The organism is Novipirellula sp. (genome assembly GCF_041583735.1).
Lineage (GTDB): Bacteria > Planctomycetota > Planctomycetia > Pirellulales > Pirellulaceae > Novipirellula.
Genome location: NZ_JBFHFD010000195.1, coordinates 1 through 13,543 on the forward strand (window position 1 = coordinate 1; position 13,543 = coordinate 13,543).

Annotated in this window: 8 protein-coding genes and 1 pseudogene; 4 read left to right on the plus strand and 5 right to left on the minus strand. The window is 55.2% G+C overall.

Annotated features, from left to right (window positions below):
* Positions 1-582: 582 nt before the first annotated feature.
* Entirely contained in the window at positions 583-1,812 is a 1,230-nt protein-coding gene (locus ABX962_RS15780; protein ID WP_372721018.1) for a M14 family zinc carboxypeptidase, read from the minus strand.
* A 731-nt stretch (positions 1,813-2,543) separates the two neighbouring features.
* Between ABX962_RS15780 and ABX962_RS15785 the strand changes: the two genes are divergently transcribed.
* Positions 2,544-4,283, plus strand: a complete 1,740-nt coding sequence (locus ABX962_RS15785; RefSeq protein ID WP_372721019.1) for a DUF11 domain-containing protein — start codon at positions 2,544-2,546, stop codon at positions 4,281-4,283.
* Positions 4,284-4,374: 91 nt separating this feature from the next.
* On the opposite strand, the gene ABX962_RS15790 is transcribed toward ABX962_RS15785, so the two are convergent.
* From ABX962_RS15790 to ABX962_RS15805, 4 genes are all read right to left on the minus strand, one after another.
* Positions 4,375-5,565, minus strand: a complete 1,191-nt coding sequence (locus ABX962_RS15790) for a DUF1559 domain-containing protein (RefSeq protein ID WP_372721020.1) — start codon at positions 5,563-5,565, stop codon at positions 4,375-4,377.
* A 579-nt stretch (positions 5,566-6,144) separates the two neighbouring features.
* Positions 6,145-7,149: a sugar phosphate isomerase/epimerase family protein gene (locus ABX962_RS15795; RefSeq protein ID WP_372721021.1), complete on the minus strand. Its 1,005-nt coding sequence runs from the start codon at positions 7,147-7,149 to the stop codon at positions 6,145-6,147.
* Between the two features lie 34 nt (positions 7,150-7,183).
* Positions 7,184-8,014, minus strand: a complete 831-nt coding sequence (locus ABX962_RS15800) for an alpha/beta hydrolase (protein WP_372721022.1) — start codon at positions 8,012-8,014, stop codon at positions 7,184-7,186.
* Positions 8,015-8,140: 126 nt separating this feature from the next.
* The gene (locus ABX962_RS15805; RefSeq protein ID WP_372721025.1) at positions 8,141-9,751 is read right to left on the minus strand and encodes a Na/Pi cotransporter family protein; all 1,611 of its coding nucleotides are present in this window, start codon (positions 9,749-9,751) and stop codon (positions 8,141-8,143) included.
* Between the two features lie 497 nt (positions 9,752-10,248).
* On the opposite strand from ABX962_RS15805, the gene ABX962_RS15810 reads away from it, so the two are divergent.
* The 3 genes and pseudogenes from ABX962_RS15810 to ABX962_RS15820 all read left to right on the plus strand — a co-directional run.
* Positions 10,249-11,400, plus strand: coding sequence for a hypothetical protein (locus ABX962_RS15810; RefSeq protein ID WP_372721023.1), 1,152 nt, complete (start codon positions 10,249-10,251; stop codon positions 11,398-11,400).
* A gap of 281 nt (positions 11,401-11,681) precedes the next feature.
* Entirely contained in the window at positions 11,682-12,995 is a 1,314-nt protein-coding gene (locus ABX962_RS15815; RefSeq protein ID WP_372721024.1) for a beta-ketoacyl synthase, read from the plus strand.
* A gap of 366 nt (positions 12,996-13,361) precedes the next feature.
* Positions 13,362-13,543 (plus strand): annotated as a pseudogene (locus tag ABX962_RS15820) (sugar phosphate isomerase/epimerase); the annotation flags it as partial.

The window sequence follows — 13,543 nt, forward strand, 5'->3', positions numbered from 1 at the left end:
GAGCTGAAAATCGCGGACACAACACGCAGCAGCGGCAATGCGGCTCGGATCATTCAGTTTGTCGCAAACTGAGCTGTTCCCGCGTCAGACTTCTCCATTAGCGGTGCGGCGAAGTGACTCGTTGACTGCCACCTCTGCGGAAAACGCAGTTTAGGGAGAGGTCGAGCAGAGACTTCAGCGATGCTCGGGTGAGGGGCTTGTCTCAGGCTTGCTCGCACGGGTCATCCCACCGACATCTGCTTGCCGCGATTTCCTTGCTCGGTCGGCCCTCACCCGGACGAGGCCTAAAGTGCCCGTCCGACCTCTTCCCAAGCTGCGCTCGGGCGAGGTGCCGTGTAACCTGCCACCTCTCCCAAAACGCAGTTTAGGGAGAGGTCGAGCAGAGCCTTCAGCGATGCTCGGGTGAGGGCTTGTCTCAGGCTTGCTCGTACGGGTCATCCCACCGACATCTGCTTGCCGCGATTTCCTTGCTCGGTCGGCCCTCACCCGGACGAGGCCTAAAGGGCCCGTCCGACCTCTCCCGAGCTGCGCTCGGGAGAGGTGGCTTCGCGTTTGCAGGCTGCGAATTAGCAGAGACGAAGATCAATCGGCTGCTTTAAAATAGGCATCCAGCACCTCGCAAAGTTGCTGCCCGTACATCATCCAGTGCTCGGCGGAAGGCCGCGACTGCAGTCCTTCGATCCAATTCGCATTTAACTCGTGAATCACCGCGTCGATGCCGAAACGCGACAGCCAACCTTCGCCAAGCGTCCCCGAATTATGAAACGTTGGATCGGTTGCCCCTTCGCGGAACCACGTTTTTTCGACGAGCAACGATTCCAGGCGATTCATGCGGATCAGATAGGCGTCGAGCTGGGTGTCGTCGGGACGACTGAGATGCAATTTGCCGCTTTCGTCATTGTGCATCTCCAGTGCTAGATGCGGCCGACGGCCTGAGTCGAGCATTCCCGTTAGCCATTTTTCAAGGGCGGCGTTCTCAGGACAAAGCGTTTCATCCGGTGGGGAGTTCCAGTCGCGGTTCAGATCTTTGCCGAACACATTGAACCGAGTTCGCCCCATCGCGACACCGTCCTTGTTAGCCATCGGCATGATATAAACGCAATATCGGTCCAAGTAGGTCGCACTTTGATCGTCGTGCGTTTTCAGCAAATGACGCATCATGCCCTCGACGACCCAATTGCCCCCCGGTTCCCAGGGATGGGCACGGGCGCGGATGAAGACGCGATTCGGTGCATCATCGCGGCCGATTCGCACGATCTCGAGCGGACGTCTCTGGACGGTTTCGCCGATCGGGGTGATTTCTACCAGCGGATGCTTCACGATCTCATCAAGCAAGCGGTTCAAATCGCTGATGCGATAGGGCGGCAACCGAGCCACCCACAAGCTGCCACTGAGCGGGATCGTCACGCTGAAACGCAGTTGCCCCGTCTCCTTGATAAACTCTGTTTCGATCGATTGCCATTGCTTTCCATCGGGGCTGATGAATCCGATCGTCGCGTCGGAACATGCCAACGCCGAGCGACCGTTCCAGACATTGGAAAAATGGTTTAGTAGCAGTGTCAGTTCGCTGCCGGGTTCCGCATCGACGCGAAAGTGCCAATGTCCTGCCGCTCGATTGGGCGAATCTCGCTCGTGGTCGTAGATCAGATCGATGCGGACCGTGCCATCGGCTAAGACTTCCCAATCCAGTGGCGAAGCGTTCTCGAAGCTGGTGTCGATAAAGTGCAGCGGATCGGCGGCCAGGGCTTGATTGGCCAGCATCAGGATCGCAATGCCTAACGCGTGCAGAACAGGGGAAGCGAGATGTCGCATGATTGCGTTCCGATTTCGAAGGAGCGGGCGGGCAGGTGGGAAAGCCGGGCGGGACGAGTGACCCGGTGGACGCTCGCGGGATTTAGCTATCACGGTTTTCACTATACCCGAAACGACGACGCAAATTGGTTTCGCAGATCATAAAATCTCGTCCTCGTTCCCAGGCGCTACCCTAACGCCGTGAACGATTTCAACTGCAAATCACAGCATTTTCGTTTCGTAGCTACGCTCGCTAGAGCGTGGATTGTTGGTGTCCATTGCGAATCTCCACCTTCTGGCGAAGGTAGCTACCAGAAAATGCTTCAGAGCGTTCCGGTTGGGCGCTAGTTCCGGTTAGATGGTGACGAAACCATGCCGAGCGGCAAAACGGCTCACGAAATCAGCCTCTCCCCTGGAACGTGCGGTTGTGGATGAACCACCACGCTGGGCGACGAGCAATCAAACGAGTTGTGTCCCTCGTTAAACCGCCTTCATCTCGAAGCACCTCCGGTGCGAGCGGCGGACTTTTTCAAATTGGAGTTTTGGTTTGCTATAGCAGGGGTATCGCGGCGAAATGGTGAAGTGAATCCCGATTCTTGTTGGTTCGTCTCAAAATCAACAACCCTTTCGGCGCGCCAGTTGCGACCCACGGGAGGTATCCACAATTCTTTCAGCTGAACACAGATGTGGTGATGTGGAGTCGAAAGTGCGGCTCTTCCCTTTTTCCCTCCAGTCCAATTAAAGGTATTACAATGTCACGTTGGTTAAAAACAACACCTCTCTTTACGATGCTGGTCGCTGCCGCGATTTGTGTCACTCCGGGCAATGCACACGCCGATGAAACGATCACGACAGGCGATGGATTGTTGACGCTTCGTGCGTCGATGCCCGAAGAAACGCGGGTGGGCGAATCGTTCACGTATACAGTCGAGGTCACCAATGCATCGGACAATGTTGTCTTGCATGACATCGAACTGAAGCAACGTAAAGCAAAGGGCTTGAGCATCGAGTCGGTATCAGTGAAAGGTGCAGACGCCAAGAAACAGAACAAAGACAAATCAAAAAAGACGACCACTGAAAAAACGTCGACCTCGGGCGATAGCATGAAGATCGCAATGTTGAACCCTGGTCAAAGCCGGACGCTCGAAGTGACGGCGTCGGCCGACGAAGAGGGCGAACTTCGCAGTTGTCTTGAGATCGCCAGCTATACCCCTGCGTTGTGTTTGTCGAGCAAGGTGGTCAAGCCTCAACTCGAGCTGACCAAAACGGCCCCCGAAAAAGCGAATCGCTGTGACGTGATTGAGCTTGAATATGCGGTGAAAAACGGTGGTTCCGGCGACGTCGGCCCCTTCATTGTCAGCGATTCGTTGGGCGATGGACTGGCCACGATCGAAGGCAACAGCGAATTGGAATTCCAAGTCGACGGTTTGAAAGCTGGCGACACTCGTAAGTTTGTTGCACGCGTTTACGCTCATAAAGCGGGAACGTTCTCGAGTCGTGCCGTTGCCAAAGCCCAAAAAAGCGACTTGAAATCTCGCAGTAAAGAAACCAGCACCAAAGTGATCACCGCCGACTTGGCCGTCAACCTTGATGGTCCGAATCGTTTGTATGGCGATCAAATGGCTGAGTTCACCGCCAGTATCACCAATACTGGAAATGCGGTAGCCGAGGACGTTCAAGTTCGCGTGCTGTGGCCCAACCAATCTCGATTATTGGACATGAGCGATACTTCGATCGCGAAACAGGACAAGCAGAGCAAGAAGTCCAACCAGGGCGAACCGACTCCGGCAAAGAACCAGAAGTCCGAAAAGGCCCCAAAGGATAAATCGACAAACGACAGTGATACGAAGACGAAATCGAAGAGCAACGAATCTGGTAACCACGATTCGGACAACCAAAAGATCGCCATGGAGATGAACGAGGACATCATCACCATCGACCGATTGGAAGCAGGCCAAACCGCCACGTTTGATTACGCACTGCGTGCTGGTGACATCGACAAATTGCCGACCAAGGTCGTTGCAACCTATGTTTGTGCCGTAGAGGGTGCGGAAGATCAAGCCAAGGCCAAGGCGCGAGCCACGTCGATGGCGATGGCGGAAGCCAGGATCGTGCGATTGCCTGCGATGCAGTTATTGGTCATTGACGACGAAGATCCCGTCTCTAACGGCGAAGAAGTGGTCTACATGATCCGAGTTTGGAACGAAGGCGACGCGGCGGACAACAAAGTCAAAGTGGTTGCCGAGCTTCCCGAAGGATTGACGTTCCAATCTGCTGAAGGGCCGACCAAGCACAACCAGGACGGTTCGACGGTCACCTTCGAACCGATCAAGACGATGCAGCCCGGTGATCGCATGGATTACAAGGTCATCGCCAAGGCCGATGGCAATGAAAACGTGCGATTCAAAGCCACGCTTTCAAGTGAAAAATTGTCGCAAGAAGTCACGACCGAAGAACCGACACGACTGTTTAGCCGTCAGGCTAAGAAATAAGCGATCCAGTCGGTGAAACGAAAGACTTTATTGAGAAAAGCCCGCTCGAGTACTCGAGCGGGCTTTTTTTGTTTATCAGCGCGAGACGAGCTTAGAAGTCGCCGCTAACGACTTCGCGGGCGGCACGGGTGCCCAAGGCGCCCCACAACCCATACGGACTCATCGATCCCGCCGAGTTGCCGTTGGCCGCGGTGCCTGAGTAATTGACTGGAAATGCGGACGAGTTTCCGGCTTCAATTGAATCGGTCACAAATTTGACAGCTCCATCCGTCATCAGCACATGGCAACCGCCTTGATGACGGCTGGACATCGTTGCGATGCCGGAGTCCTCTGCGGTGGTTTGGAAACAGATTTCGCGGTTGGGCGGCAAGATCGTCATGCATTGACCATAGTTAGGGCGGGCGTCGGCCCAGCGATAACCACGTCCATACAGTGCGGAGGTCGATGTGGTGCCACCCCAAAACTGGGGCCGATCGGCGCTGACGTATTGTTGACAATAATCCGCAGCGGATGTGTTGAGGTCATGCGTTGCTTTCTCCCAAACAATCGTTCGTTTGTCGTAGTCACCCAGATCGGTCGCGATTTCGCCTGCGCAGATCGTATTGGCCAGACCGTCCAAGACATCGCGAAAAGCCATTTTTCGCTGCATAGCGAACACCCCTCGGTGGGCAGCCTGGGTTTGCAAGGTCACCGTTGAATCGGCTGGCAAGCCGCTGCTTTGCCGATTGCCTTGCGCAGACAGGAATGCGGAGTCACCGGTGCAGGCAACATAGTTGGTGCGAGCCAGAGCGGGAACGCCGTCCCCCGGATCGCTGGGACAGCGAAGCATGGGAATACTGGTTACCCAAGGGGTGTAATCCGCTTGGTCGGGAGTCGGCCCCATTGCTGGCCAAGCAGGGGATCGCTGTGCTCCGGTCGAGGCAACAATGGAATTCGGATTGCTGATCGAGTCATACAGTGCCTGCCCCTCCATGAACGGAAGTATCCCGACCAACATGCTCAAGTTACGGTTGGACGAGAACGCGCTGCTGCTTGCCCATGACGTCACACCGTAGTCAAACGAGCCGGTGCCATGGATTGGCAACTGGTTGTACGCCGAGTGGTAGTTGTGGATAGCCAACCCGATCTGTTTGAAGTTGTTGCTGCAGCTCATCCGCCGAGCCGCTTCGCGAGCGGCTTGTACTGCGGGTAGAAGTAGCCCGACCAAAACGCCGATGATGGCAATTACCACGAGCAGTTCGACAAGGGTGAACCCCGCGCGGGGCCGTGAAGTTGAGTCCATTAAGTTTGCCTTGTTAACACGAAGTGACCAGAAAAGAATGAGGGTCCATTCTTGGAAGTGAAGATGCCCTGTCGCTTGCGGACCGGTGCTGTGTACTAGCAATGCGTATAACGAGGGCAGTGCCGCCTCAACAAATTTCTTCAACTTCAAAAAAAGTCAAGAAAAGATGGACGTGTTTTGTTGGCGGTGCGGACATCATCATGACTTGCCCACCGCTGACTATGCTGCGGCAACGCTTGACGAGCGATTGATGCAAGCGCAATGCAAATCGCAGCGGTGAACGGTTGACCGTAAGGTCGCGGGCAATGCGTCGGACCCTGCCGCTCAACGAGATATCCAGCTTAGAACGCCGATCAATGAATTGATTGGTTGTGGTTGCAGAGGTCGCGGTATGCAGCGCGACGCGACCTACAAAATCCCCCCCCCTCAAAGTAAACCGCTGATAAAATCTGACCCGCTGATTCCGTATTAGCTGCTCAACGGAGCGTGGTGAAAGATTTCGTAGCGAAACTCGCCAAGAATTCTTGGGGGGGGGGATGCGTCGTGGAACGAAAGGCTTGACCACGTCCGCTACGACGGCTAGCCCTGTTTGATACCGAGCATGCGGTCAAGTGAATCGGCGGTTTGATAGATCAGGGCTTCGGGAAAATGCGAGTAGGGATGGAAGTACTCGAACGTCAGATAGCCGTCGTATCCGGTTTTTTCCAACGCAGCCAACACGGCGGGCCAATCGGTCGTTCCGTCAAGTAACGGGCGAAACGCTTCCAAAGAATGATCGCTCCCCTTTTTCGTGTACTCTTTGAAGTGGATGTTTTTGATGCGGTCGCCGAGGATCGGAATCCAGTGCTCGGGGAATTGGTACTCCATAATGTTCCCCGTGTCGAAATGCACCTGCACATGTTTGCTGGAAAAGCTGTCGACAAAGTCGACCATTTCCATCGGAGACATCAAGAAGCCATTGAAGAAGATGTTCTCGATGTTCAGAGAGACATTCAGCTTCTCGGCTTGCGGCAATAGTTTTCCGATTGCCTCGCGAGCCCGTCGATCGCAAACGTCGTTAGGCGTTGGATCATGATCGGGACGCCACGGCATGTGGACGGCGCCTGGGACGACCAACAGATTTTCGGTCCCCAAGTCGTGAGCCGCCTGCGTCATTTTGCTGGCTAATTCCATGCCGCGGGCCCGTTCGGCTGGATCGTTACTGGTCAGCGGAAACGGCCAAAACAGAAACGAGCAAACGCCGCTAATCGCGATCCCGATCTCGTCTGCCATCTGGCGTATCGCAGTGAACTCTTTTGTATCCGAATTGGGTGACAGATCACTTTCGAGGTCGTAGTTCAATTCGATCCCGTCGAAACCGGCATCTTTGGCCAGCTGCATGCATTGCCGCAGCGTCATCTTGTCGGGATACGGAAACGCCCACAGATTGATCGACTTTTTCATCTCGTACTTCGGTCGCGGTGGGGTGTCCTTGGTCGACTCGGCGGGCGCTGCGATCGCGTTCGATCCAGTTGCCAAGACCGCGCTTCCAAATGCGGCATAGGTCAGCAGATCACGACGCTTTAGAGATGATTCCGGTTGCATGTCAGATTCCTGGTGAGGCGTTACCGTTAGCGAATTAATTTTTAGCGATCGAATTGACGAACTTCAGCAGCAGTGGAAATGCAGGCTGGCCCATCTGGCCGTGATCAAAGCCATCCAATTCGTACAGCGTGGTTTGCGGGTGACCGACGACTTGCATCATCCGCCACATGTAGGCGTTCTCTTCGTAACGACCGAGCATTTCGAGTTCACGGTCACCGGTGATCAATAGCAGCGGTGGACAGTCATTGCGAACATGAAACAGCGGAGCCAAGGCATCAATGACCGGCTGTTTGCCGCCGATCCCTTGTTCTTTGCGAGCGGTAAAGTGAGTGATGGTATGGCCGCTAAACGGGATCAGCCCTGCGATTTTGTCGGCATCAACCTGATGTGCCGCGAGCCATTTTTTGTCCATCCCAATCATGCTGGTCAGATAGCCGCCCGCGGAATGACCGCTCACGAAAATCTTGTCGCGGGATCCGCCATATTGTTCGATGTTGTTGAATGTCCAAGCGACAGACGCAGCGGCATCGTCGATGCAATCATTCACGGTTACATCGGGGCTGAGCCGGTAATCGACTCCGACAACGATCACGCCTTTCTTTTTCAGCGACGAGGGGATTTCTCGTTTGCCAGCGGTCAGTCCCCCGCCGTGAAACCAAACGATCGCGGCGGCGTCTTGGGCGTTTTCAGGATAGTAGACATCCAAACGACATTTCTCGTTGATCGAAGCATCGTCGGAAGTGCGGTAGATGATGTCGTTCGCGGTTTTGTAGCCAGCCGTTTTGGGCTGGCTATCGGCGGCGTCGACAATCGCTGCGGAGGTCCAAGTGAGAAAGGCAAGAACGCAAATGGAAATTCGAAACATGGGCAGGCGTCATGGGTAGGAGAGAAACGAGTTCGGCGAGTACGTTAATGTACTCGCTGCACAACGCTCTGTGTTGACGCGTTCACGGCAGCCGGGTGAAATCCCCCCCTTGCGAATTTGACTTCCCTACTCGCTGGGAATCGATTCGGCGATGTTTTGCGAATGATCGCGGACGCGGGCAAACGCGTTCAACGCCGCAAGGTAAGCGACACTGACCAGTGGCGGAATTTCGCCGCCGGAGAGTTCTTCCAAATGTGCTTTGCGGAGCATTTTGATTTTCGTACGCACGCGTTTGTTGGCGGCATCGGTCTTCAATATCACGTTGTCGTTGCCTTGGTGGAAGGCCTCGTTGACTTCGCGTAAGTACTCGGCAGCGATCTGGTTTAATTGCACTAAATCTTGGATTTGTGCAGGGGAGAATCGCAGCCCATCGCGTCGCAACTTGCGGTCGAATTTGTCCAGGTTGACGATGTAATCACTAATCGATTCGTATTCGTCGGCCATTCGCAATTGACGACGTGCTTCGTCGGCGACCGAGTGCGGCAGATTGCTGGAGAGCAGATTGGTGACGTACACCGCGATTTCATCTTGGATCGAATCAAGTACTTGTTCCCGTTTTCGCAAGCGATCGGCCAGCGTTTTGTCTGGATTCTCCTGCTGGATCAATTCGGCCAACCAATCGAGCATCTTTGAACAGCCATCGGCCATCCGTTCGATCTCGCGACGCGATTGTTCGATTGCCAACAGCGGTGTTTCCAGCAACCGGATGTCAAGATCGGTCAAGCGAGGCTTCTCTTTGAAATCTTTGGACGGAACCATCCAATTCAGTAAGCGGACAAATTGCGGAACGAACAACAGGAATAGCAGAACGTTCGCAACATTAAAGATTGTGTGCGTTGCCGCGATCGCAGCCGTTCGATTGGGGAATGTCGTTTCGCCATCGATAATCAGTTCGGCATCAACGTCGCCGACCATCAGCCATTTAACCAGCACGATGTAGTAACGGAAAATCGCAGTGATCCAGAACACCCCAAACATATTAAAAATGACATGAAAATAGGCAGCTCGCCGAGCGTTCGTGGTGGCTCCGAGTGAGGCTAAAAACGCCGTGATCGTGGTCCCGATATTTTCGCCAAGCACAAGCGCGGCGGCGGTTTCGTAAGTGATAATGCCTTGCGAGGCCAACGAGATCGTGATGCCAAGCGTCGCCGACGACGACTGAACCAATGTGGTTAGGACACAGCCGATGAACGCACACTTCAAAACACCGATGTAAGAATCTGCCTCGAACGATTTGAACCACGCTTCGAAATCAGGCAATTGTTTGATGATCGAACAAGCGTCCTTCATCAATTCCAAGCCGAAAAAGACCATCCCGACCCCCATGATCGCCATCGCCCAGTATCGGGCCCGTTCGCCGCGTGAGAAGAGGTAAACGAACGCGGCGCCACCGAGAACCGGTAAACCGTACTTGCCAATCTTCAACACCAGAATCCAACCGGTGATCGTGGTACCGATATTGGCCCCCATGATCACGCCGATCGCTTGCGACAACTCCATCACACCGCTGTTGACAAACCCCACCACCATCACGGTCGTGATCGAGCTGGACTGGACCACGCAGGTGACGATGACTCCGACGATCGTTGCGAAAATTCGGTTGTTCGTTACCGCCGCGATCATTTTTCGCAGACTACTGCCGGCAACGGCTTGCATTCCCTCGGACATGTTTTTCATGCCCAGCAGGAAAATCCCAAGTCCGCCAATGAGACCACAAACTAATTCGGTAAGTGCTGAAAATTCCAAGACAATCGTCCGGTAATCGCGAAGTGTTAAGGGAGCGCGAAGCGTTGATGAGTTTTGTGGGAATTCTAATCCCCGGATCACAGAAACAACAACCGCTAGCATTTTTAATTCATAAAAGATTCGCCAGGCCGGGGGGCAAGCATGGTCGTTGCCCTGAAGCTTCACGCTAAGCGGGTGGTATTCGTCGTACATCGCCGCGAGCGTCCGCAACATCGACGTGAGGAAACGCCCCCGATAAGCATGTATCCGATCCATGAAAACGGGGGCATTCAGGCAAACTTGGCCTTTTTTCAACCTTGCGACCAATTCGACTCAAGTCGTATAGCCAGGGAACAAATACTTGTTTCCTAAATCGGCCAGGAATGGAATCGATGCGACCAATTTTGATTGCTGGGGCGTTTTGCGCCACTCTTGTTGCCCTCAGTCACATGAATGTGGCCCACGCACAGGCACCACCGCCGCAGGGGATGGGGTTACCCGCGGGCGACACCCCCCCGAGTCTGCAGCAGAACCCTGCCAGTCGCCAACCGGCTGCAGCGCGACCGCAAGCCAATGGCCAAGTCACCGGCGGTGGCGAATTGCCGCGAAGTGCGGGACAGGAGCATCGCGTCTACGATTTGAGCGCTTACACACGCTATTTGACGCAGCATGACCGGCCCGAGCAGGCCGTGATCGACTGGATTTTGCGAGAAACCGGCACCGATGTCTGGTTCACCGAGCCGTTCGGGTTCATGAGTGCGACACGGGACGAATTGTCGGTCTATCACACCCCTGAGGTCCATCAAGTCGTCGCGGGGATCGTCGATCGGTTCATTGCCGGCGACATCCAACCGCAAGTGCTGCATCTGCGTTTGATGACGGTGGGAAATCCCAATTGGCGTGCTCGTGCTCACATGTTGATGACGCACGTTCCCGTTGATTCGCCAGGCGTTCAAGCATGGCTGTTGAGCAAAGAAAACGCGGCCGTCGTTTTGAACATGCTTCGCCAACGCACGGATGCTCGTGAAGTTCAGGGCGTCGACTTACCGATTTTCAACGGTCAAACCGAAAAATTGTCACGAACTCGCGGCCGCAACTATGTGCGAAACGTCCGCGAATCACCGCAGGGATGGCCGCCATACGAACCGGAAACCGGCGAAGTCCAAGAAGGTTATCGTTTGTCACTTAGTCCATTGTTGACGACCAACAACAGCATCATTGACGTGATGATCAAGGCCGAGATCGACCAAGTCGACAAATTTAATTCGGTGGAGCTCGAGTTGCCGCTTCGCAACCAGCAAGTGCATCGCACAAAAATCGACGTGCCTCAGGTCGTCAGTTGGCGATTGCACGAACGATTCCGCTGGGAATCGGACAAGGTCCTGTTGCTGTCGTGTGGTGTCGTGGCCAGCCCCGAGCGTCAGGGCGGATCGTCGATCATGAATCTGGACATGTTAACTGGGAATACCTCGGGACGCGCCGACGCGTTGATGTTCGTCGAATTCCGCGGTCGTGCGTCGGAAAATCTGACGACCAACCCGATCGCCCCACGAACGGCGACCGCGATCCCGTTTGATGCCCCCCATCGTGGCCGGTACTAGGGCCGACGAAAAAGCATGTTTTTAAGTAGAGAAACTCGCCAAGAGTTTCGGGGTGATTTGTGTGGGAATAGGCTTCCAGCCTGTCATAGGCTCCTCGACAGGACTCCTCGACCGACTGGAAGCCTATCTCCCATTCATTGCCCCAAACGCTCTGTTTTGCCCCTACTGAAACGATTCGCCGAATCTGGCTAGAATGGCGTCTCGCTCTCCCTGTTTTTTGACGCAACTACGCGTTTCTCGACTCTCTCAGTGAACCGACCGGTTTCGGTCGTAGACCTTCCATGGATAGAACTCCCTCTCGTCGCGTTGTCATCACAGGCCGTGGTGTCGTCAGTCCGCTCGGAATAGAATCTTCGGCAATGTTGTCGGCTTTGCGAGCAGGCAAAAGCGGCATTGGGCCATTCACGCAAGTGCCGCAAGGCGTGCTCGGCGTCGACCATGGTGCGGAAGCGACCGATTTCACCGGCGACATTTCCAACTATGGTCCGCTGGAAAAACCGCTGCAACGGACGATTCGCAAAGGCAGCAAAGTGATGTGCCGCGAAATCGAGATGGGCGTCGCGGTGGCTCAATTGGCACTGCACGATGCCGGATTGAGCGAAGACAAACGTGATCCCGAACGCGTCGGCGTGGTCTACGGTTGCGATTACATCATGTCGTTGCCCGAAGAATTTTCGGCAGGCATCTTGAAGTGTATGGACGACGAAGGCACGTTCGATTTTGACAAGTGGGGGGGCGAAGGTCGTCCGCAAGTCAATCCGTTGTGGTTGCTGAAGTACTTGCCGAACATGCCAGCCAGCCATATTGCGATCTACAACAATCTGCGTGGCCCCAACAATTCGATCACCGTTCGTGAAGCGAGTGGGGGTGCGGCGCTGGGCGAAGCCGTCTCGACGATCGAACGAGGGCACGCGGACGCCTTGATCGTCGGTGCGACCGGTTCTCGCGTCCATCCGCTGCGTACGCTGCACGCTTCGCTGCAAGAAAAACTTGCCGCCGACACCGAGGATCCGTCAAAAATGAGTCGTCCGTTTGATGTTTCGCGTGACGGTAGCGTGGTGGGCGAAGGCGCCGCCGCGATCATGTGCGAATCGCTCGAACACGCCCAAGCTCGCGGTGCCACGATTCTCGGCGAAGTCGTCGGATTCAGCAGCAGTGCGGTTGGATCGGGCGCCGGTGAAGATTTCATTCGCCAAGCGGTGCGAAACGTGTTGAAGGGGGCGTTGGGTAAGGCCGATCCGAGATCGATCGGTCACATCCACGCTCATGGACTGGGGACCGTTGAAGGGGATCGTTACGAAGCCGAAGCGATCGCGGACGTCTTTGGGCCTCCGGCGGATCAGCCCCCCGTCACCACGGCCAAAGGGCATTTTGGAAATCTCGGTGCCGGTGGATCGATGGTCGAGATTGTCGCCAGTCTCGATGCACTTGGCGGCGAATTGTTCCCAATTTTGAATTGCGAGAACCTCGATCCCGCGTGCCCGATCAACGCGTGCGTGAAATCGGGCGTCCCCGCAGGCGACGAGTTCATCAGCGTGAACGTCACCCCCCAAGGCCAAGCGTCCGCTGTCCGCATCCGCCGCTTCGTCTCCTAAGAAGCGGAAGTCGTCAAGACTTTCGCTGCCTCAATGTGGGATAGGCTTCCAGCCTGTCATCAGCTCACGTCCACCCCAACAACATCGCCGAAAGTCTCTGCGACTTTCGCTACGGACCCAACGCCGCTCGCGTTTATGCCGTCGGGCGTAAGTCCCAACCCGACGCGTCAGCGAGGGACCGGTACCGATGGTGGTCCCTCACTTACACTTGGCGAATGGTTCTGAAAAGCGGGCATCGGTCAGCTGTTAATCGATTTCGCAGCGGATTTCCTGCGGTTCGCGCGCCGCTCGATGGCGAAACGCGTTTACAATGGGCGGCGACCTTCACCCCGAATCCCACCTTTGCTCTGCGAGTGAATTCCCACCATGAAAAAACAAACGCTGTTTCAACGTCGTCAAGTCTTGCAACTCGGTGCGGCCTCGGTCGCTGGTTTGGCAATGATGCGTCCATCAACCGCCGCAGCTGCGGATGCTGCCGCCGATAAACCATGGCTCCGCAAAACGCTCAAAATTGGCATGATCGGCGTCAAAGGCTCGCTGACTGAAAA

What these genes read in the sequence shown, in the direction of transcription:
- ABX962_RS15780 (WP_372721018.1), bottom strand. Translation starts at nt 1,812, where the DNA reads ATGCGACATCTCGCTTCCCCTGTTCTGCACGCGTTAGGCATTGCGATC.
- ABX962_RS15785 (WP_372721019.1), top strand. Translation starts at nt 2,544, where the DNA reads ATGTCACGTTGGTTAAAAACAACACCTCTCTTTACGATGCTGGTCGCT.
- ABX962_RS15790 (WP_372721020.1), bottom strand. Translation starts at nt 5,565, where the DNA reads ATGGACTCAACTTCACGGCCCCGCGCGGGGTTCACCCTTGTCGAACTG.
- ABX962_RS15795 (WP_372721021.1), bottom strand. Translation starts at nt 7,149, where the DNA reads ATGCAACCGGAATCATCTCTAAAGCGTCGTGATCTGCTGACCTATGCC.
- ABX962_RS15800 (WP_372721022.1), bottom strand. Translation starts at nt 8,014, where the DNA reads ATGTTTCGAATTTCCATTTGCGTTCTTGCCTTTCTCACTTGGACCTCC.
- ABX962_RS15805 (WP_372721025.1), bottom strand. Translation starts at nt 9,751, where the DNA reads ATGAAAAACATGTCCGAGGGAATGCAAGCCGTTGCCGGCAGTAGTCTG.
- ABX962_RS15810 (WP_372721023.1), top strand. Translation starts at nt 10,249, where the DNA reads ATGAATGTGGCCCACGCACAGGCACCACCGCCGCAGGGGATGGGGTTA.
- ABX962_RS15815 (WP_372721024.1), top strand. Translation starts at nt 11,682, where the DNA reads ATGGATAGAACTCCCTCTCGTCGCGTTGTCATCACAGGCCGTGGTGTC.